We start from the raw sequence: 20,858 nt of genomic DNA, 5'->3' as shown, positions 1-20,858 counted from the left end.
ATATAGCTCCTTTATAATAGTCCTGCGCTTTGTGGTAGATGTAAGGAAATGGCAGGGATATAGGTTACAAGAATCAAACCAATTAATATGAAAGCATAGAATCTTAGCATATATGGCATAACTTTTTGTAAGTTTGTATCTCCAACTTTAATAGCAACGAAAAGTGTGTTACCAACTGGTGGTGTGATATTACCAATGCATAGGTTGTAAACAATAATGATACCAAATTGTACAGGGCTCATACCAAATGATTCTACTATTGGCAAAAATAATGGTGTAAATATTAGGATAGCTGGTGTAACGTCCATAAAAGTTCCAGAAATTAATAAGATTATATTCATTATTAATAGTAGAACTATTGGTGAACTAGTTACTGATAATAGAGCATTTCCTATCATTTGTGGGATACCTGTAAAGGCCATTACCCAGGAAAGAATATTACTTACACCAATCAAAAATACTACAATAGCGCTCATTTTTGCAGATTCTATTAATATATCAATAATCTTAGTAAAGTTAAGGTTTTTGTAAATCAAACCTAGGATTAGAGCATAAATTACAGATATAGCAGAACCTTCTGTAGCTGTAAATACACCAGCGACGATACCGCCTATTACTACAAAGATAAGTCCAAGGGCTGGAAGAGCACGTAGGGTAGCTAGTCCGAGATTTGACCAAGAGAACTTACCCTCAACTCCAGTATAGCCTTTTTTGTGGGCTATAATAATTGCAGCTATCGTACAACCTAAGGCCCATAAAAATCCTGGTAAATATCCGGCTAGGAATAAGGCTGCTATTGAAGTACCACCTGAAACTAGGGAATATGTGATTAGGGCATTGCTTGGTGGGATTAGTAAACCAGCTGGAGCGCTTGCTCCATTGGCTGCAGCTGATAGGGCCTTGTCATAGCCCATTTCTTCTTCACCTTGTTTTACCATAGAACCAACAGCTGCTGCAGCAGCAGATGCTGATCCAGAAATTGCTCCAAATAGGGCATTGGCTCCAATATTTGTAACTAGTAGGGCACCTGGAAGCTTTCCAAGAATTGCCATTACGAAGTCTACTAACCTTTTTGCTATACCACCCTCATTCATGAGGTTACCAGCTAGGATAAAAAACGGAATAGCTGTAAGGGTAAAGGAGCTCATTCCTACAAAGGTTCTTTGAGCTGCTGTTAGCACTGCAACCTTTAGTGGAACAGTAGCTAGGATTGTTACTATACTTGCAAGCCCAATTGAAAAGGCAATTGGAACACCTAGGATCAAAAGAGCCGCTAAAACTATTAATATTACTGCTAATGCTTGTCCACCCATTTTTACTCTCCTTTATCGTTTTCAATAACCACTTTTTTATCATCTGTTTTGCTATTTGAAATAGAATAATTAGTGGTTTTTTCTGGACTATCTACATTGTCTGTAAGGCTTTCATATTTTGCAACTTCACTTGCCTTGTTTGCCTCACGAGTTGAGGATTCGCTAGCAGACTCGGCTTTGATAAATTCAATTTTCCCATTTATTATCATGCGGATATTGTATATTGAATATATCATATTTATTATTCCGGTAAGAGGAAGTGGAATATAAAATAGGCCTATTGGTAATCCTAGAGAGGATGTCATTTGATTTAGGGCAAGGCGTGTGATTCTGATTCCTCCATAGGTTAAAACTGCAAGAGAGAATAAAAAAATTATTAGTTCAGAAAATATTGCAGCTTTCTTTTGAACATTTGGACTCTTTGTGTCAATAAATACTGGAATATTCATATGACCACGCTCGCCAACTATAAGGCTTGCTCCAAATAGGGTGGACCAGGCAAATAGATAACTAACTAATTCTTCTGACCAAGTTGACGGATTTTTCAAAATGTATCTGGTAAATACTTGCCAAACAACAAAGATAAGCATGACAAATAGAGTTGCAGCTGATAAAAATTTCATTGTCTTATCTAAAACTTTTCTCATTGTTTTGCCTCCTTTTGTGCTGGGAATTCTTTGTTATATTCTTGGATTTTATCATAGTAAGGTTGAAGTTTAGTATTTCTTTGCAAAACTTCTTGGGTTAGTGGGGCAACTTTTTCTACAAACTCACTTTGATCTGGATAGATGAATTTCACTCCTTGTTCTTTAGCTGCCTTTTCTTTGGCGTTTTCAACTGCTGTGACCCATTCTTTTCTTTGCGTTTGGTTTAAGATTTTAAATCCTTCTTCAAATATAGCTCTTTCATCTTCTTGCAAATCATTTAGCCATTCGTAATTTGCAATTACTATATCTGGTACCATTTGGTGCATATCGTATGAATAGTATTTACAAATATCTCCGTGACCATTGTCAGTTAGAGACATTTCGTTATTCTCGGCTCCATCTATAATCCCTGCTTGAAGGGCTGTATAAACCTCGCCAAAACCCATAGGAGAAGCTGATCCGCCTAATAGGCTCATCATTTTTACATTTGTAGGGGATTGTTGGACTCTGATTTTTAGTCCTTTGAGGTCAGCAGCTGATTTTATTGGACGATTTTTTGTATAAAAAGATCTACTACCAGCATCTAACCAAGTTACAGCTTGGAAACCAGCATCCTTAGTTGATGTAAAAATAGGATTGGTAATTTCAGGATCGTCCATTACATGGTGGTAGGACTCTGCTGATGCAAATAGGTATGGCAAGTTAAATATTTCATAAACGTCATCAAATGTTTCAAGGATGGCATTACTTGCCACACAAATGTTGATTGCACCAGTTTGAGTTAGTTGAACCATGTCGGTTTGTGAGCCTAATAGTTCGGATGGGAAAACTTGTACATCGTATTTATCACCTAAGTTTTCTTCTATGTATTTTTCAAATGCTAATAGACCAATATGAGTAGGATGCTTTTGTGATTGGTTGTGACCTACTCTAATTATTGTTTTATTGATATCTGCTTGACTATTGTTTGATCCACATCCTGTAAGAATTAGGACCAAAAGCATGCATATGCCTAATAAATTTTTTTTAAATTTCATATTTTACCCTCTATTTTTTGGCAAGAAGCCTGGAAAACCAGGCCTTCTTTCGGTTATTAAATTTTTTCTTTTGCGCAGTATCTTTCTTTGTCCTTTTCTATAGCTTCCCATAGACCGTTTAGGTAAGTTACTCCTAGGGCTCTGTCGTATAAGCCATAGCCAGCCCTTCCTTCTTCGCCCCAAATCATACGTCCATGGTCAGGTCTGATGTATCCGTCAAAGCCTGCATCGGATAGAGACTTCATTATTTCATACATATCCAATGATCCACAGTCACTCTTGTGAGCTGATTCGTAGAATTTTTTATCTCCTGTAAATTTGATATTTCTAGCGTGAACGGCTCCGATTTTGCCTCTTTTAGCAAAATCATAGAGGATTGATGCTACATCATTTTCCTTGCAACTTCCTAGAGAACCTGTACATATACAAAGAGTGTTTGCTGGGCTGTCTACTAAGTTTACGATTTTTTCTAAATCTTCTACAGTTGATGTAATTCTTGGTATATCAAAGATTGGCCAAGCTGGATCATCTGGATGAACAGCCATTTTGATACCTACTTCTTCACAAGTTGGTAAGATTTTTTCTAGGAAATACTTATAGTTTTCGCGTAGTTTATCTTCATCGATTGACTCGTATTGTTTGAGAACTTCTTCTAATAGCTCTAATCTTTCTGGCTCCCATCCAGGTAGTTCAAAGTCTCCAGCTCCCTCAAGGATTCCATCTACCATATCACGCGGTGTAAGCCCTTCTACCATTTTTTGGTCAAAGGCAAGGGTGTTTGATCCATCAGGAAGTTGGTGTTTCAATTCTGTTTTGACCCAGTCAAATACTGGCATAAAGTTATAAATGACAACTTTAACTCCACATTCTGCCACATTTCTTAGGGATTGTTTGTAGTTTTCGATATATTTATCACGGCTATCTAGGCCCATTTTTATGTCTTCATGAACGTTGATTGATTCGATTACTTCGCACTTTAGCCCAGCCGCATGACAATCATCTACATATTTTTGGAAGATTTCCTTATCCCAAACTTCACCAGCTTCAAATTCATTCATCATAGCCATTACGCCATCAACGCCAGGGATTTGGCCGATGTATTCTAGGCTAATTGGATCGTCGTTACCATAATGTCTAAAGGTCATTTTCATAAGCATATTTCCTTTCTATATTTATTCTTATGCTAGGTATTTTTTTAAGGTTGCTCTTACAGCGCCTGGGCCAGCTGATAGCTCTCTAAAGAACTTGATAATTTTTTCGTCAAGGCCTGCTTCTAGGAGGTTTACACCAAAAATTTTTTCATTTGCTAAAAGTTCCTTAATAGCTGATATATCTTGGATTTCTCCAAGTTTCATTGAGGAAAATATCTCTTCTAGTTCACCCATTAATGGATCTGGAGATAGGTCAAATTTATTGCCCTTATCATCAATTGCCATGAGGTATCTGAGCCAACCAGCTATGGCAAGTGGTATATATGTTAAACTTGCAGCATTTTTGCTCTCATCGTTCATGTAGCCTTTGATAGTTTGGCCAAATCTTACAGACATTTTTTGGCTTGTATCTGTAGCTATTCTTTGTGGGGTATCTGGCATATATGGATTTGGAAGTCTTATATTTATTACCTCATCGATGAACTCTTGTGGGTTTATTATGCCTGGGTTAATTACAACAGGTAGTCCTTCTTCATAACCTATTTTCTTGATAAGATTTACCAGTTGTTCATCTTTCATTTCTTCGGCTATTGATTGGTAAGATAGGATGCATCCATAAGTTGCAAGGGTTGTATGAAGTGGGTTAAGGCAAGTTGTAACTTTCATTGTCTCAACATTGTTTACCGTGTCACGATCTGCCATATAAACTCCACCTTCTTCAAATGGAGGGCGGCCATTTTTGAAATTATCTTCAATTACCAAATACTCTGCCTCTTCAGAGTTCACAAATGGTGCGATGTAGGTGTTCTTATCTGTTATAACTGTATCCATATTAGTAAATCCAAGCTCTTCGACAAAATCTTTAACAACATCAGCTGGTCTCGGTGTGATTTTATCAATCATTGAAAGTGGGAATGAAATATCATTATTAAGATATTTTATAAATCCATCATCCACTTTTCCATTATCTTTCCAAGCTTGTCCTATCATCATGACAGATTTTTTAACCAAGTCTCCATTGTGGCTTGCATTATCAAGGCTTAGGAGGGTTAGTGGAGTCTTGCTATCCATGTATCTTTCATAAAGAAGATTTGTAACTATACTCATTAGATGTTTTGCATCTTTTGGATCGCCTTCAATATCGCTTTTTACTACATCCATTAGTTCGCCATTTGAGGCATAAAGATTGTAGCCTTTTTCAGTGATTGTAAAGCTCATTAATTCTAAATTTTTATTTAAGGCAATTTCCTTTATCCTGTCTTTATCAGAAAGAGTTAGAGCTTCAGCAAGGTTTGCTATTAAATTTGTATCGAAGTCTCCATTTTTGTGAAGAGTAACTGATAGGGCTAGATTATCATATGGTTTATAAATTTTTTCTATAATTTCTGTATCGAATGTTTCGACAACAGAAATTCCTCTGTCAAATTTGCCAGATTCAATCATATCTTGACCAACTCTTGCAATGAATCCACGGAATATATTTCCTGAACCAAAGGCTAACCATTTTGGGTCTTTGATTGAGTCTTCACGTAGCTTGTTGATATCATAGTTTGGTGCGTGGTTGATTTTTTTCTTGTATTGATCAAAATTTTGAAGTGTTAAGTCCATCTTTATTCCTTTCTTGTTTTAAAAGCCCAGCCTAGCCAGGCTTAAAATCATTTGTTCTCTTTCTTATTCCAATCAAAGTTAGGTATTGAGTTCCATCTTTCTTTGAAGTAGTGTGCTGCAAGTTTTGGTCTTCTATCTCTTGTAAAGATTCCTTTTTTGTTTCCTTGAACCCTAAGTAGGTTTTGATCGGTTGCAAAATCGGCAAAGTTCCGTGGATGTTCACCAACTACACAGTCGTATTCGTCGAGTACTTGGTTGTTTGCTTTGTAATATTCTACTTGGTATTCCTCTGTATACATTACCGGGTTTTCTGCCATATCATGCATGCCAGCTACCGTATCTGCACCGTATTCAGTGATTATGACTGGTTTGCCTATTTCTTCCCAAATATCAAGCTCTTTTCTGAAAGCTTGCATAGGTCCTACAAGGTCTGGGCCTCCAAAATACCATCCATAGTATCTGTTGATACAAATAACATCAGAAAGTTTTGAAGATACATCTGTTCTTGGGCCACCTCCCATTTGTACAGATACAAGAGTTACTGGTCTGTTTTGTGGGTCTAGTTCACGTGTTAGGTCAAATAGTGGTTTGAAATATTCATAAGCACCTTCGCTATAAGAATCAGGCTCGTTGGCTACTGACCACATTACAACTGAGGCATAGTTCTTGTCACGAGCAATCCATTCGTGGATTACATCCTTGTGGTGATCAAATACTAATGTTCCAATTGACTTTTCGTGACCAAATGTTGGAAGAGGTTGACCACCAAAGTTTGCACCACCGCCGAACATTCCATTTATTCCCACAGCAGGAGTCTCATCAATAACAACAAAACCAAGTCTATCGGAGAGCCTCATCATTTCTTCTGAATATGGGTAGTGGCTTGTTCTATATGAGTTGGCACCTTGCCAAGCCATAAGTGATAAATCCTTGTAATTCATTACTTCATTTATGCCACGACCGTTAGGGAAGGTATCTTCATGTTTGCCGTAGCCTTTGAAATAAAAAGGTTTTTCATTTATCAAGAACTTATTGCCATCAACTCTAACGCTTCTTATTCCATATGGTAGATGGTATTGGTCTTTGCCATATACTGCTACGATGTCGTATAGATAAGCATTTAGTGGCCACCAAAGTTTAACATCTTTTATTATTAGCTGTCCTTCTAAACCCTCACTTTCAGCTACACACTTACCTTCTTCGTCATAAACATATACCTTTGCGCTAGCATTGCCACAAACATCAAGCTTGTATCCTAATACTGCTTCATTTTCGCTAATTTCATCATTTGTCATTGTTATATCAGAGATGTATGCTTTTGGAGTTGTATATAGTCTAACGTGTCTAGTGATGCCCGCATAGTTAAAGAAGTCAAAGTTTGGTGAGTTTTTCGTTTGGACAAATTCTTCAGCTAAGTCTGCTTTCTCAGATCCCAGAGAAAGAGCATCGAGCATGCCGCCACCACCAAGTCCGCCTATAGGTAGGGTTTCATAATTTACGACATTACTAACAGCAACTGTAAGTAAGTTCTTGCAATCATTTACCTTATCGGTGATATCAACTTCAAAAGGAAGGAATCCACCCTTGTGTTCGCATATTTCCTCTTCGTTGATATATACCTTTGCAAAGTGTGTTACAGCATCAAATCTTAATACGAGTCTATCTTCTGTAAGTTTTGCTGGTAGGTCAAAGTGTCTTTGGTAGTAAACCCATCCGAAATGATCGCGGAGTTCTTTGTCTTCATAGATGTCATTATATGAAGAAGGAACTGGCATTGGACGAGATTTTTCTAGTTTTTTTCCTGCTAAACTTTCGTTAAGCTTACTATCACCGAGTACAAACTCCCACATGCCATCAAGGCTTGATACTATTCTAGATTTTGTTTGAATTGGATATAACATTTTTTCTCCTTTTTAAATTAATACTTAGTTACTATTTTCACGTCTACGTTTTAGCTCAAGAGCGTTTGCTTCAACTGTCTTTTTATCTAATGGATAGATAAATTTCAAAACAAGCACTAGAGCAATCATTGCTAGGCCTGGAAGTAATGTAGATATGCTATATATTCCACTTAACACATCTGGATCAAAGGCTGTAGCTTGTGTATATCCTATAGAATTCATCACAAAGCCGATGATACCAGCTGATAAAGCTTGACCTAACTTTCTTGCAAAAGAGTATGAACCGTAGATTGTTCCATCATCTCTTTTATTTGTTCTAACCTCTATATCATCAATAACATCTGTTATCATAGCCCAGATAGAAAGGTTAAATATACCAACACCAACATTTGCCAAAGCTATTATTATTAAAAATAATGTAAGATTAGTTGTTTTTAAGAAGTAGCCTACAATTAGGGATATGCCACCAACTAGACCACCAACCATTGACATCTCTTTCTTACCGTATTTTAATACGCCTTTTTTCACAAAAGGAGCCATAGCTAAAATCACGATTACCTGTAAAGCAGAAGCAATTGATTGTCCTTTGGCATCCCCAAAATAATTTGGGAAGATGTAGCCTGCCATTTGACTTAATGAAAGTTGACCTAGTAATAGCATTAGAGCTGCAAGTATTATTCCTATAAGGGACTTTGATGTGAACATACCTTTTAAGGTATCTCCTAGGCTAACACTTTCACTCTTAGCTTCTGTAACAACACGCTCCTCAACGTTTATATAGCAAATCATGTAGCAAATAACAGCGAGAACTGAGCAAATTAAGGCAAATAGGCTCATCTTTGAACCATCCATAACTGTTTGTCCCAGGTCATTTTTAACCATTACAATCATTGGACCAACTACACCAATAACTAGTCCGGCTAAAGTAGCGCCTATAGTTCTAAAAGTGGATAGTTCAGATCTATGGACAGGATCGTCAGATATTACTGAAGCCATAGATCCATAAGGGATATTAATCATAGTATAAAAGATCGAACCCCAAAGTATGTAAGTCATATACATCCAGAAAATCTTAAAGCCCATTGATTTATCAGCAAACCAGTTGGCATACATTAAGAAAGAAACAAAGGCAACGGGGATTGCTATTCTTTTTATCCAAGGCTTGTATTTTCCATTTGGACCTGCAAGCGACCTATCTAGTATTTGCCCCATACCAATATCGGTAAAAGCATCTAAGAATCTTGCCAACATCATCATAGTTCCTACTAAGGCTGGGTTTACACCCATAACATCAGTATAAAACTTTGTCAAAAACATTACTGAAAGGATAAAGGTAAAATCGTTACCAAAATCACCAAACATATATCCGATCTTATCTCGCATGCTAAAAGCACGCACATTTGAAACGTTTCTATTAGTCATATATCCTCCTTTAAGTTTTTCTTATATTATGTAAGGGCTTACATTTTGCTTAAAAAATATATAGCCATTATTATTTTACCCAGCCACAAGCTATTAATATCGTGGTTGGATAAAATATATAAGTTTTTCTATTTGCTATATTAAACTTGGTATTCTAGTCGATAATCTAAGCTAACTTGTTTCTTTTACAATTAATTTTGCCTTTATCATATTGTCATTTTTGTCTAATTTCTCTTTGTTTATCAATCTAAAAAGACTCTTAGTTGCTATATCAGCTTGCAAAGCTATGTTTTGATCTATTGACGTAATTTGTTTGCTTGGGTAGTTGGTTGCATCAATATTATCAAATCCAATAATTGCTATATCTTCTGGAATATTAACTCCACAACTTACTAGGTACTTAAAGGCTGGAATGGCCAAAAAATCAAGTTCAAAGCATATGGCATCGACCCTTGGATTGGATTTTAGAAAAGCATACAATTTTCCCATATCTTTAGCGATATCATTAATTTTAACTTCAATAAAGTCAGTACTTTTGTAAAACTCATCAAGAGCTTCTATAAATCCGGCTTTTTTTGCTATATAAGATCTGGTAATATAGTTATTTTCATGGTAGGAAACAAATATTGGTTGCTTGTAGCCTTTTTTATAAAGATGGGCCATAGCTTGTCTCATAGCGTCAATTTCATCAATATATACATAACTTATGTCTTTGCTTTTACTAAGCGGGTTGGCATTTAACATGGCAAAAGGAATATCTTTTGATAGTTTTAATATTTCCTTATAAAAATTTTCTTGCTCATAGGTAGAACCGACACAGACTATAGCATCGACCTTATTTTCCTTTAGTAGGTTAAGATAGGCTATTTTTTCATCAAAGTCATCTGTACTATCTCCAAGAAGAGTAAGATAGCCATTGGCATTGAATCTTTGCTCAAGCTGATAAGCTGATTGAGATTCAAAGTATTTTCTTATATCTGGAACCATAATTCCAACAAGAGACGTTTGTTTTTTAGCAAGAGACCTTGCTACTCTATTTGGCCTGTAGTCATTTTCTTCTATAACCTTGAGAATCTTAGCTTTAGCCTTACCACTTACCTTGCTAGAATCATTTATGACTCTAGAAACAGTAGCAATAGAATACCCAGATTCTTTTGCAATATCATAAATATCCATAGAATCACCTTCTCATAGATTTGTAAGCGCTTACATTATACTTATAGTATATATTCTCTTTTTTAATCTGTCAAGACTTTTTTTATGATGTTTTACCTATTTTTTTCTTTTATAAATGATAATTTTAAATATAAGTTGTAAAATATTATAGTTAGGAGGACTTATGAATCAAAATACAAATTTGACCAAGGGCGATATTACCAAATCCCTTTTTAAACTTTCAATTCCCTTAGCTTTAACTGCATTTATTCAAATTACCTACAACTTTGTAGATATATTTTTCCTTGGAAGACTTGGAAAAGATGCCATAGCTGGTGTTGGAATTGCTGGATTTTTGTTTTGGATTGCCAACGCCATAACTTTGATACCAAAAATTGGAACTGGAGTTTATGCCTCCCATGCTTTTGGTAGATCTGATGATAAAGAAACCATAAAAGTTTTAAACAATGGTTACATACTTACCATAGGCATAAGCATTTTTTATTCCTTGTTTTTATTTTTATTTAGCAATTATTATGTAAATTTTTATGGACTTACGGAAAGTGCAAGTGCTTATGCCAGAGATTATTTGCACATTATAAGTTTTGGGATGATATTTTTCTTTATAAATCCAGTTTTATCCCAATCCTTCCAATCTTTGGGCAATAGTCTTACTCCCTTTAAGATAAATACCATTGGACTTATAACAAATATTATCATAGATCCGATTTTGATTTTTGGTTATGGTCCAATTCCAAGGCTTGAGGCCAAAGGCGCTGCTCTTGCAACAGTTATGGCGCAAATAGTTGTGACCTTGATTTTTGTATTTAATATTTTTAGGAAAAATAAGATAATAAAATCTGCTATTTCAAGTTTTCATTATAGAAGATCCTGGGTTTTTTCAATATTTAAAATGGGTTTTCCAGCTGCTCTTATGAGCTCTTTTATGGCGACAATAAGTATTATTTTAAATAAATTTATGGCAGATTTTGGTGAAGCGGCAGTAGCAGCCTATACAGTTGGTAGTCAGCTTGAAGCGATAACTTGGAATACAACTGAGGGCTTGCAAGTTGGAATTGCAGCTATGGTTGGACAAAACTACGGAGCAGGACTTATGGAAAGGGTAAAAGAATCTATCAAAAAATCTTTTGTGATTTTATTAGTCATAGGAACAATTTCGATGTTAGTTTTATTTGCTTTTAGATATCAACTTTTCAAACTATTTGTCCCAAATGACAAAGAAACGATTGAGCTTGGAGCTATATATCTTGCAATCCTTTCCTTTTCACAGATTTTTATGGCAACTGAAATTGGTTTAACAGGAGCTTTTAATGGCCTAGGAGATACAAAAACACCAGCTATTATAGGTATGGTTTCTGATTTTTCTAGAATTCCTATATCAAAAATTCTCATGCCGATTTTTGGCGTGTCTGGAGTTTGGCTTGCAATGAGCTTAACTAGTGTTGCCAAGGGTTTGCTGGTTGTTTTTATGCTAGTTAAAAAGATGAAAAAATCCATTAAATAATTTAATAAAATTTATAAAAAATCATCAGGCAAAATGCTTTTACGCTGATGATTTTTTTATTTGTCAAGATAAGCTTTATAAGAGTTTATCAATTTAAAAACAAATCTTAAAAACCTTTTCATTTCACTTGTAAGAAAAGCAAATATTCAATATAATGAATATAGGAGGCTTATATGACAGAATATAGAAATGAACTTGATTCTTTAGGGGAAATTGAAGTACCAAAAGACGCCTATTATGGTGCAAATAGTTTAAGAGCAAATCAAAACTTTGCTATAACAGGTCTTCCTGTTGATGATAAATTTATAGATGCAATGCTTGAGGTAAAAAAAGCTTGTGCCATAGAAAATGGCAAAATAGGTTTGCTAAAAAAAGATCAAAAAGAAGCAATTGTTGCTGCTTGTGATGATCTTTTAAATGGCAAATATAGGGATAATTTCATAGTAGATCCTATCCAAGGTGGAGCTGGAACTAGCTTTAACATGAATGCCAACGAAGTTATTGCAAATATTGCAAACGAATCTTTAGGCGGGGGATTAGGAATTTATGATAAAGTTCATCCAAATGATCATGTTAACCGCGGACAATCAACCAATGACGTAATTCCGACATCAGGTAAAATCGCTTTAATTAGATATTTTATGGAATTAAAAGAAGAAACAGAAAAACTTATCGAATCTTTTGACAAAAAAGCAGAAGAATTCAAAGAAGTTTACAAGATGGGTAGAACTCAACTTCAAGATGCAATTCCTATAAGCCTTGGTCAAGAATTTGCAGCATATGCAAAGGTTATCAGACGTGACCACAAAAGATTTGACATAGCAATAGAAACTTTAAGCCAAGTTAATCTTGGTGGAACAGCTATAGGAACAGGCTTAAATGCTGATAAAACTTATGTAGAAGAAATAGTTGGAGTTTTGGCAGAAGTTACTGGTCTAAAACTTACACAAAATGAAGACTTGATAGATGGAACTCAAAACCTAGATGGTTTTTCTTATGCTTCAGCTATATTAAAAACCTACGCATCAAACTTATCAAAAATAGCCAACGACCTAAGACTAATGAGTTCAGGTCCACAAGCAGGAGTTGCTGATATCAAATTACCAGCTCGTCAAGCAGGTTCATCAATCATGCCAGGAAAAGTAAATCCAGTTATACCAGAAGTTGTAAACCAAGTTGCCTTTAATGTAATAGGAAATGATATGACTGTAACAATGGCAGTTGAAGCAGGCCAACTTGAATTAAATGCTTTTGAACCAATAATTTTCTACAACTTATTTGAATCACTAAGAACACTAAAAGGTGCAATAAATACACTAAGAATAAATTGTGTTGATCATATCACAGCAAATGAAAAAGCTCTTTCAGATAAAGTTCAAAGAAGCGTTGGTCTAGTAACAGCCCTTGCTCCACACATAGGATATCAAAAAGCAAGTGAAATTGCTCATAAGGCAATAGATACAGGCCACAGCATTAGAGAATTAGTTCTAAAAGAAGGCTTACTTGACGAAAAAGAATTAGATAAAATTCTCGACTTTAAAAAGATGATCAAACCAGGCATCTTGGATGAAGAAAAGATATTGTAGGTATAGGAATATGAAATTTAGACAAGAAGAAGATTCTATTGGCGTAATTGACGTTCCAGAAGAAGCTTTTTGGGGAGCTCAAACTCAAAGATCTCTTACAAACTTTCCTCAAGATGTAGAAACTATGCCAGAAAACTTAATTCGCGCAATAGTTTATATAAAAAAAGCTGCAGCGATTGTAAACGCCAATGAAGGCAAATTAGATGAAGAAAAAAGAGATCTAATAATCTACGCTGCAGATGAAATTCTAAAAGGAAAATATAAAGACCAATTCCCGCTAACAATTTGGCAAACAGGCTCTGGAACTCAGACAAATATGAACGTAAATGAAGTTATCTCCCACATAGCAAATGCAAAAAAAGGAGAAAAACTCATCCATCCAAACGATCATGTAAATATGAGCCAATCATCAAATGATGTATTTCCGACAGCCATGCATCTTTCAACATATTTAAATTTAAAAGATAATTTATTTCCAGCAATAGAAGAAATAATAAAATCCTTAGAAAAATTGGAAAAAGAAAATGACCTAATCAAAACTGGTCGCACCCACTTACAAGATGCAACTCCAGTAAAATTATCTCAAGAAATTTCTGGCTGGAAAGTAATGGTTGAAAGAGATTACGAAATCCTAAAAGAAGTAAGCAAATATCTAAGAAAACTAGCCATTGGCGGAACGGCAGTAGGAACTGGAATAAATGCCAAGAAAAATTTTGGAGATGAAATGGCAAGCGAATTATCAAAAGAATTAGCTAGCGAATTTGTAAGTGATACCAACAAATTTTATCAATTATCCAGCAAGAATGCCCTAGTAAATACTCATGGAGCCATCAAAACCCTAGCAAGCGATATGTATAAAATTGCAAGTGACATTAGATTTTCATCTTGCGGACCAAGATGTGGTATTGGCGAGTTAATAATTCCAGCCAACGAACCTGGTTCTTCAATAATGCCAGGTAAAGTTAACCCAACTCAAGTTGAATCAATAACAATGGTTGCAATACAAATTATGGCAAATGATCTTGCTATAACAATGGCAAATTCCCAAGGGCAAATGCAACTAAACACCTATATGCCACTAATTATATATAATATGGATCAATCAATAACTTTATTAAGCAAATCATTAACTTGCTTTAGAAAAAATTTATTAGAAGGTTTAAAAGCCAACCAAGAAAAAATAAAAGAAAATTTGGATAGATCTCTAATGCTTGTAACAAGCCTTTCTCCACACATAGGCTATGACAAGGCAAGCAAAATCGCCAAATATGCTTATCAAAAAGGTCTAACCCTAAGAGAGGCAAGCCATGAATTAGGCTATATAGACGAAGATGATTTCGACAAATATGTAAAGCCAGAAAATATGGTATAAAAAATAAAGGATGTCTAGTAAAAAACTAGCATCCTTATTTTTATAAATTATTTAGGTCAAAATCCCAAATCCCTTCAAGATATATATCGGAAAATTTTTTGATATCTTCCCATTCATTTTTGTTGTAAGGAAAATCTCTAACTCCACAAGTTTTAATTCCTGATTTCTTCGCGGCTTTTATGGCATAGAGAGCATCGTCAAAAAGCATTATTTCTTCTGGATCTATCTTAAAATTATCGATGGCACTTTGCCAGAATTTCTCGTCAGATTTTTTAGAATTTAGCAAATCCGGAGTGTTATAATAGGTAAAATAATGGTCAATTCCCAAACGTTTGAAGGCAAGTTTTAGGTATTTGGAATCAGTTGAAGAAGCTATACCCATTTCTATATCATGATCGTAAAATTCCCTTAATTTTTCCAAAACGCCATCTTTGGGCATCAGATGATTTTTGTAACCATCTTCTACGATTTCCAAAAAATAATTGTTAACTTCTTCTTCTGTCATATCTTTTGCTATGTTTTTTGCTATATAAGTGACCATTCCACTTAAAGGAAGTGCTTCAATTATGCCTTTTTCTTTTTTCTCCAAGCCTTCAAAACTATAACCATATTTATTAAATATTTTATTGATAGGCTCAACCCAAATGTGCATAGAATCAAGCAAAGTTCCATCACAATCAAAAAGTAACTTCATTAAAACTCCTTATTTTTTTCTTCTTTAGTATATAATATACCCCAATAGCTTTAAGAATAATTTATTGGTGATTTTCCCAAATTTAAAACTTTATAAAAGCTATGCTATACTATTAATAGAAAGGAATTTTTTATGAATATATTATTAGATTTATACTTAACTTTTGCAAAAATCGGAGCTTTTACCTTTGGCGGTGGCTATGCCATGCTACCACTTCTCGAGCGAGAAGTTTGTGATAAGAAAAATTGGGCAAGCCAAGAGGAAATCCTAGATTATTATGCTATTGGTCAATCGACACCAGGAATTATCGCCATTAACACCTCGACTTTTTTAGGTTATAAAATGGCTGGAAAAATCGGTGGAATTGTTGCATCTTTTGGCTTTATTACACCATCAATTATAATCATTGTCTTAATTGCAAATTTTCTTAAAATTTACAGCCATCTTGCCTTTATCCAACACGCTTTTGCGGGAATAAGAATTGGCGTTTGTGCTTTGGTTTTTTATACAGTTATGAAAATGACTAAGAAAAATGCCGACACAAGTCTTAAATTTATAATATTTTTTCTAACATTTCTAGCGGTTGCAGTTTTGTCAATTTCTCCAGTTATAATCGTTATAAGTATTGGAATTTTTGGCATACTTTTAGGAAGAGGTAATGAAAATGCTTAGACTAATGTGGGAATTTTTTAAGGCGGGACTTTTTGCAATTGGTGGAGGACTTGCGACCATTCCATTTTTGCAAGAAATAGCCAGAAATTATAATTATTTTACACAAAAAGATTTGCTAGATATGATAGCAGTTTCTGAATCAACCCCAGGAGCAATAGGCATAAATGTGGCAACTTTTGCAGGCTTTAAGGCTTACGGGATCCCTGGAGCAATTCTTGCCACAATTTCACTAGTGACAGGACCTATAATAATTATTTTTATTATAGCAAAAGCCATGGCAAAATTTAAAAACTCAAAAATTGTAAATGATATGTTTTTTACAATTCGTCCAGCAACTGGAGGCTTAATACTTGGAGCTATGAGTTCTGTTATGGCACTTACACTTTTAGATATTGATTTATTTAAGATTAGTGGAAATCTTATAGACTTATTTAGATTTTTGCCAATTTCAATTTTTGCAATTTTTTTATTTGTCCAAATAAAATTTAAAAAAATTAATCCACTTATAATAATTGGAATAAGTGGACTTTTGGGCATTGTTTTTTCTCTATAAAAAAAGGAGAGCTTACATTTTTGTAAGTTCTCCTTAATTTTATTTATTAGCTTTTTTTCTAATTTCACCAATAACTAGCGGTAGGAAGGATAATACAATTATTACCAACCATTGCCAAGTAATTAGCTCTAGTTCGAATAATTCTCTTAAAATCGGTACATACATAACCAAAAGCAACAAAGAGAAGGATAAAATATTTGCCTTTACCAAGGTCTTGTTTGAAAAGAATCCAAGTTCTTTTAGGGTATATTTTTCACTTCTAACTGAAAATGCTCTTAGCAATTCGCTTGTGATAAGTGTTGCAAATACCATGGTGTGAGCGCCAGCTATATTATTTGGGAAAATATAATTCAAGCCTATAATATATGCGGCAAGAACTGCAACTGTTATGGCAATTGATTGTAGAATTACGTGTTGGCCAGTTTCTCCAGATAAGATATTCTCATGAGGATCACGAGGTGGACGATTCATTATGTCAGCTTCTGCTGGTTCAACTCCAAGAGCAAGAGCTGGGAAAGCATCGGTTACAAGATTTAGCCACAAAAGTTGAATTGGTGTTAGTGGGCTAGGTAAGCCAAAAAGTATTGACAAAAATACTATGGCAACTTCTGCTATGTTACATGATAAAAGGAAAGATACAAATTTTTTGATGTTTGAAAAAATTACTCTTCCTTCTTCGACTGCATTTACAATAGTTGCAAAATTATCATCAACCAAAATCATATCGGCAGTATCTTTGGCAACATCAGTTCCAGTTATACCCATTGATATTCCAATATCGGCGTTTTTGATTGCAGGTGCGTCATTTACACCATCTCCAGTCATAGCTACGATATTGCCGTTTGCTTGAAGGGCGTTTACTAGTTGAACCTTATTTTGTGGTGATACTCTTGCAAAAATACGTTTTGTCTTTACAATTTCTCTTACTTCTTCATCGCTTTTGTTATTTAAGTCAGATCCTTGCATAGCTTGCTCGGCATTTTCAGCAATGCCAAGATCTTTGGCAATAGCAAGGGCAGTTTCAAAATAATCTCCAGTAATCATTATTACATCGATACCAGAGTTGTGACATTCTTCAACGGCTTTTTTGGCTTCTTCTCTAGGTGGATCGATCATTCCTGTAAGGCCTACAAAAATCATTTCATGTTCTATATTTTCTGTTGTAAGCTCTTCATTTTCCAAACTTTCATAAGGTTTAAAAGCGTAGGCCATAACACGAAGGGCAAGTCTTGCAAGTTTGGTATTTTCTTCTAAAACTTTTTTCTTTAAATCATCTGTAAAGTCTTCTAATTTGCCATCGATCATGATTTTTGAAGAATTTTTGATAATAATATCTGGCGCACCTTTGGTCATAGCATAGTAAGAATCTTCTATGTTGTGGAAAGTTGTCATCATTTTTCTATCAGAATCAAAAGGAATCTCGTCAATTCTTGGATGAGCTTCGTTTAATTTTTCTTGGTTTATGCCCCACTTTTCAGAAAGAGTTAGCATTGCTCCTTCTGTAGGATCACCTGTAATTTGGTACATTCCAGAATCTTCTGTTAAATTTGCATCGTTACTAAAAGATGCAATGGTCATCAATAATTTTATTTGCTCGTTCTCGTCGATTTTTTCTCCCTTATGAGAAATTTCGCCAATTGGAGCATAACCAGAACCGCTAACATCAAATTCTTTAAAATCTGTGTAGACTTTGGTGATGGTCATTTCATTTTGGGTTAAAGTGCCGGTCTTATCAGAACAAATGGCAGTTGTAGAACCTAAAGTTTCAACAGAAACAAGATTTTTTACAATGGCTTTTCTTTCAACCATTCTATTCATGCCGATTGATAAAACTATAGTTACAACTGCGGTTAGACCTTCTGGAATAGCTGCAACTGCAAGGGAAACTGCAACCATAAAGTTATCAAGTAAATCCATGCTCGTTCTAAAATATCCAACCACAAAAACTAAAGCGCAAACTACAACAACTAAAATTGCAAGTTTTTTTGACAAAACTTTAAGTTGTTTTTGCAAAGGAGTTTCCTTTTCTTCAACAGTATCAAGACTTTTGGCGATTTGTCCTATTTCTGTTTCATGACCTGTTTTTGTAATTACTCCTAAGCCATGGCCGTAAGTTACAATTGATGATGAAAAAGCTTGGTTTTTCCTATCGCCAATGCCAACTTCTTCGTTATATTCTTCCTCTGCATCTTTTTCCACTGCGACAGATTCTCCAGTTAAGGATGATTCATCGATTTTTAAATTCCTAGAATCGAGCAATCTCATATCAGCTGGAATAATATCTCCTGTTTCAAGAACTACGATATCTCCAGGCACAAGTTCTTCAGCTTTTACTTTTATACGTTTGCCATCTCTAATTATCGTCGCTTCAGGCGAGCTCATCTTTTGCAAAGCTGCCACAGAATCTTCGGCTTGTCCTTCTTGGTAAATACTCATAATAGCATTTAAAACAACAATTGCAATAATTATGATAGCTTCAATCTTATCTCCAGTAAAGGCAGAAATGATTGATGCTACTATAAGTAAAATTACCATGGGGTCAATTATCTGATCCAAAATTTTTTGAATCATTGATTTTTTGTTGGAAGATTCGATTTTATTTGGACCATATTTTTCAAGTCTTTTGCTTGCTTCGCTTGCGCTAAGACCAGACTTTTCGTTAGATCCAATTTTTTCTAAAATTTCTTCCTTAGAACCTTGGTAGTCCATAATTCCTCCTATTATAATTTTGCAAAATGGTAATAAAAAAGACTTTTGACGAATTCGCCAAAAGTCTTGCCACCGTATAAGGGTTTATTCAACCGGAAATAAATTCGTTCTGACGATTAAATAATTGGGCTACTCCCTTTCTGCTAGGATTATTATATGGTAAATTTTTCAAATCTCAATATCAAAAGGTATTTATTTATAATTCATTAATTTTTTATGTTAATTCATCGACAATAAATTGACAATTAAAGCCTTTATCGTTTAGTGGATATGTAAATTAAATTTTTCATTTTTCTTATAAAAGCTAGGGAAAATGTTTGTTTTATAAATGTAGCTTTAAATTTTGAAAGGAGAAATTATTGACAGAACTTGTAAAAGATTTGCCCGAGATATTTGATGATTTTGCCGAAGCAAGGCAAAATGCATTTTTGTCTGTAAAAGAATTAAAAGATAAGGGAATTCCACTAGTTGGAGCTTATTGCACTTATTTTCCAGCAGAAGTTGCTTGGGCGTCAGGAGCTTCTACCGTTGCACTTTGCTCAACAAGCGATGAAACCATAGAAGAAGCTGAAAGAGATTTGCCAACAAATCTTTGCCCACTTATAAAATCTTCATATGGTTTTGCCAAGACAAACAAGTGTCCTTTCTTTTATTTTTCTGATGTAGTTGTAGGCGAAACCACTTGCGATGGTAAGAAAAAAATGTATGAGTTAATGAATGACATTAAGCCAGTTTATATCATGCACTTGCCACAAACACAAAATGCCAGAGCCTTACAATATTGGAAAGATGAAGTTATAGACTTTAGAAAATATTTGGAAGATAAATTTAATACTGAAATAACTGATGAAAATCTTAGAAACTGGGCAAAAATTGGCAATGACATAAGAGATGCCCAAAAAAATCTTGCCGATACTATGGAACTTGACCCAGCTCCAATGAGTGGCTTAGACTTTTTCCATGTAACCTATGGATCAACTTTCAAAATGGACAAAAAAGCTATTGCCGATGAGATTAATGCCATAGCAAAAAAAGTTCGCGATGAGTACGATCCATCAACTAGAGAGAAAAAGCCAAGAATTATTGTAACTGGTTGCCCAATGGGCGGAGCTACAGAAAAAGTTATCAATGCTATCGAAAATAATGGTGGAGTTGTAGTTTCTTTTGAAAACTGCTCTGGAGAGAAAAATTTTGACAACAACATCGACCTTGAAGCAGAAGATATCAACGAAGCTATCGCAAGCAGATACCTTGACATTGGTTGCTCTGTTATGACACCTGATACTAATAGACTAAAACTTTTAAGCAAACTTATTGATAAATACAAGGCTGATGGAGTTTTGGAAATGGACTTGGTTTCTTGCCATCCATATATAGTGGAAAGAGAAACCATCAAAAGATTTGTTACAGAAGAAAAAGGCATACCTTATATGTTTGTTGAAACAGACTTTTCAAAATCTGATATAGGTCAACTAAACACGAGGATTGCTGCCTTTATAGAAATGCTATAAGG

The 20,858-nt window shown here is 34.8% G+C and carries 16 protein-coding genes; 6 read left to right on the top strand and 10 right to left on the bottom strand.

Annotated features, from left to right (window positions below; translation table 11 throughout):
* Nucleotides 1-11: 11 nt before the first annotated feature.
* From GAN53_RS02080 to GAN53_RS02045, 8 genes are all read right to left on the bottom strand, one after another.
* Nucleotides 12-1,313, bottom strand: coding sequence for a TRAP transporter large permease (locus tag GAN53_RS02080; protein WP_151409357.1), 1,302 nt, complete (start codon nucleotides 1,311-1,313; stop codon nucleotides 12-14).
* Nucleotides 1,314-1,315: 2 nt separating this feature from the next.
* On the bottom strand, nucleotides 1,316-1,960 hold the full coding sequence (locus tag GAN53_RS02075) for a TRAP transporter small permease (RefSeq protein ID WP_151409356.1): 645 nt from the start codon (nucleotides 1,958-1,960) through the stop codon (nucleotides 1,316-1,318).
* On the bottom strand, nucleotides 1,957-2,997 hold the full coding sequence (locus tag GAN53_RS02070) for a TRAP transporter substrate-binding protein (RefSeq protein WP_151409355.1): 1,041 nt from the start codon (nucleotides 2,995-2,997) through the stop codon (nucleotides 1,957-1,959). The genes GAN53_RS02075 and GAN53_RS02070 overlap by 4 nt, the downstream gene beginning before the upstream one ends.
* Before the next feature lie 56 nt (nucleotides 2,998-3,053).
* Nucleotides 3,054-4,148, bottom strand: a complete 1,095-nt coding sequence (locus GAN53_RS02065; protein WP_151409354.1) for a mannonate dehydratase — start codon at nucleotides 4,146-4,148, stop codon at nucleotides 3,054-3,056.
* A gap of 27 nt (nucleotides 4,149-4,175) precedes the next feature.
* On the bottom strand, nucleotides 4,176-5,756 hold the full coding sequence (locus tag GAN53_RS02060) for a mannitol dehydrogenase family protein (protein ID WP_151409353.1): 1,581 nt from the start codon (nucleotides 5,754-5,756) through the stop codon (nucleotides 4,176-4,178).
* A gap of 47 nt (nucleotides 5,757-5,803) precedes the next feature.
* On the bottom strand, nucleotides 5,804-7,657 hold the full coding sequence (uidA, locus tag GAN53_RS02055) for a beta-glucuronidase (RefSeq protein WP_151409352.1): 1,854 nt from the start codon (nucleotides 7,655-7,657) through the stop codon (nucleotides 5,804-5,806).
* 24 nt (nucleotides 7,658-7,681) lie between these two features.
* A complete protein-coding gene (locus GAN53_RS02050) occupies nucleotides 7,682-9,079 on the bottom strand; it encodes an MFS transporter (RefSeq protein ID WP_151409351.1) in 1,398 nt (465 codons plus the stop codon).
* A gap of 171 nt (nucleotides 9,080-9,250) precedes the next feature.
* A complete protein-coding gene (locus GAN53_RS02045; RefSeq protein ID WP_151409350.1) occupies nucleotides 9,251-10,255 on the bottom strand; it encodes a LacI family DNA-binding transcriptional regulator in 1,005 nt (334 codons plus the stop codon).
* A 163-nt stretch (nucleotides 10,256-10,418) separates the two neighbouring features.
* On the opposite strand from GAN53_RS02045, the gene GAN53_RS02040 reads away from it, so the two are divergent.
* From GAN53_RS02040 to GAN53_RS02030, 3 genes are all read left to right on the top strand, one after another.
* Nucleotides 10,419-11,759, top strand: coding sequence for an MATE family efflux transporter (locus tag GAN53_RS02040; protein ID WP_151409349.1), 1,341 nt, complete (start codon nucleotides 10,419-10,421; stop codon nucleotides 11,757-11,759).
* A gap of 173 nt (nucleotides 11,760-11,932) precedes the next feature.
* Nucleotides 11,933-13,345: an aspartate ammonia-lyase gene (locus tag GAN53_RS02035; RefSeq protein ID WP_151409348.1), complete on the top strand. Its 1,413-nt coding sequence runs from the start codon at nucleotides 11,933-11,935 to the stop codon at nucleotides 13,343-13,345.
* Between the two features lie 10 nt (nucleotides 13,346-13,355).
* On the top strand, nucleotides 13,356-14,717 hold the full coding sequence (locus GAN53_RS02030) for a class II fumarate hydratase (RefSeq protein ID WP_151409347.1): 1,362 nt from the start codon (nucleotides 13,356-13,358) through the stop codon (nucleotides 14,715-14,717).
* Nucleotides 14,718-14,757: 40 nt separating this feature from the next.
* Here GAN53_RS02030 and GAN53_RS02025 read toward each other — a convergent pair whose 3' ends face one another.
* Nucleotides 14,758-15,411: an HAD family hydrolase gene (locus tag GAN53_RS02025; protein WP_151409346.1), complete on the bottom strand. Its 654-nt coding sequence runs from the start codon at nucleotides 15,409-15,411 to the stop codon at nucleotides 14,758-14,760.
* Between the two features lie 132 nt (nucleotides 15,412-15,543).
* Between GAN53_RS02025 and GAN53_RS02020 the strand changes: the two genes are divergently transcribed.
* Together GAN53_RS02020 and GAN53_RS02015 are read left to right on the top strand one after the other, a co-directional pair.
* Nucleotides 15,544-16,083 (top strand): chromate transporter, encoded by a 540-nt coding sequence (locus tag GAN53_RS02020; RefSeq protein ID WP_151409345.1) that lies wholly within the window; start codon nucleotides 15,544-15,546, stop codon nucleotides 16,081-16,083.
* Nucleotides 16,076-16,636: a chromate transporter gene (locus GAN53_RS02015; RefSeq protein ID WP_151409643.1), complete on the top strand. Its 561-nt coding sequence runs from the start codon at nucleotides 16,076-16,078 to the stop codon at nucleotides 16,634-16,636. Before GAN53_RS02020 ends, GAN53_RS02015 begins: the two co-directional genes overlap by 8 nt.
* A 39-nt stretch (nucleotides 16,637-16,675) precedes the next feature.
* Here GAN53_RS02015 and GAN53_RS02010 read toward each other — a convergent pair whose 3' ends face one another.
* Nucleotides 16,676-19,345, bottom strand: a complete 2,670-nt coding sequence (locus GAN53_RS02010) for a cation-translocating P-type ATPase (RefSeq protein WP_151409344.1) — start codon at nucleotides 19,343-19,345, stop codon at nucleotides 16,676-16,678.
* Between the two features lie 359 nt (nucleotides 19,346-19,704).
* Between GAN53_RS02010 and GAN53_RS02005 the strand changes: the two genes are divergently transcribed.
* A complete protein-coding gene (locus GAN53_RS02005; protein ID WP_151409343.1) occupies nucleotides 19,705-20,856 on the top strand; it encodes a double-cubane-cluster-containing anaerobic reductase in 1,152 nt (383 codons plus the stop codon).
* Nucleotides 20,857-20,858 lie beyond the last annotated feature (2 nt).

Origin of the sequence: Anaerococcus sp. Marseille-P9784 (genome assembly GCF_902500265.1) — a bacterium.
Taxonomy (GTDB): Bacteria; Bacillota; Clostridia; order Tissierellales; family Peptoniphilaceae; genus Anaerococcus.
Note: the sequence above shows the minus strand (reverse complement) of the source record. Positions and strands in the feature narration are given on the sequence as shown.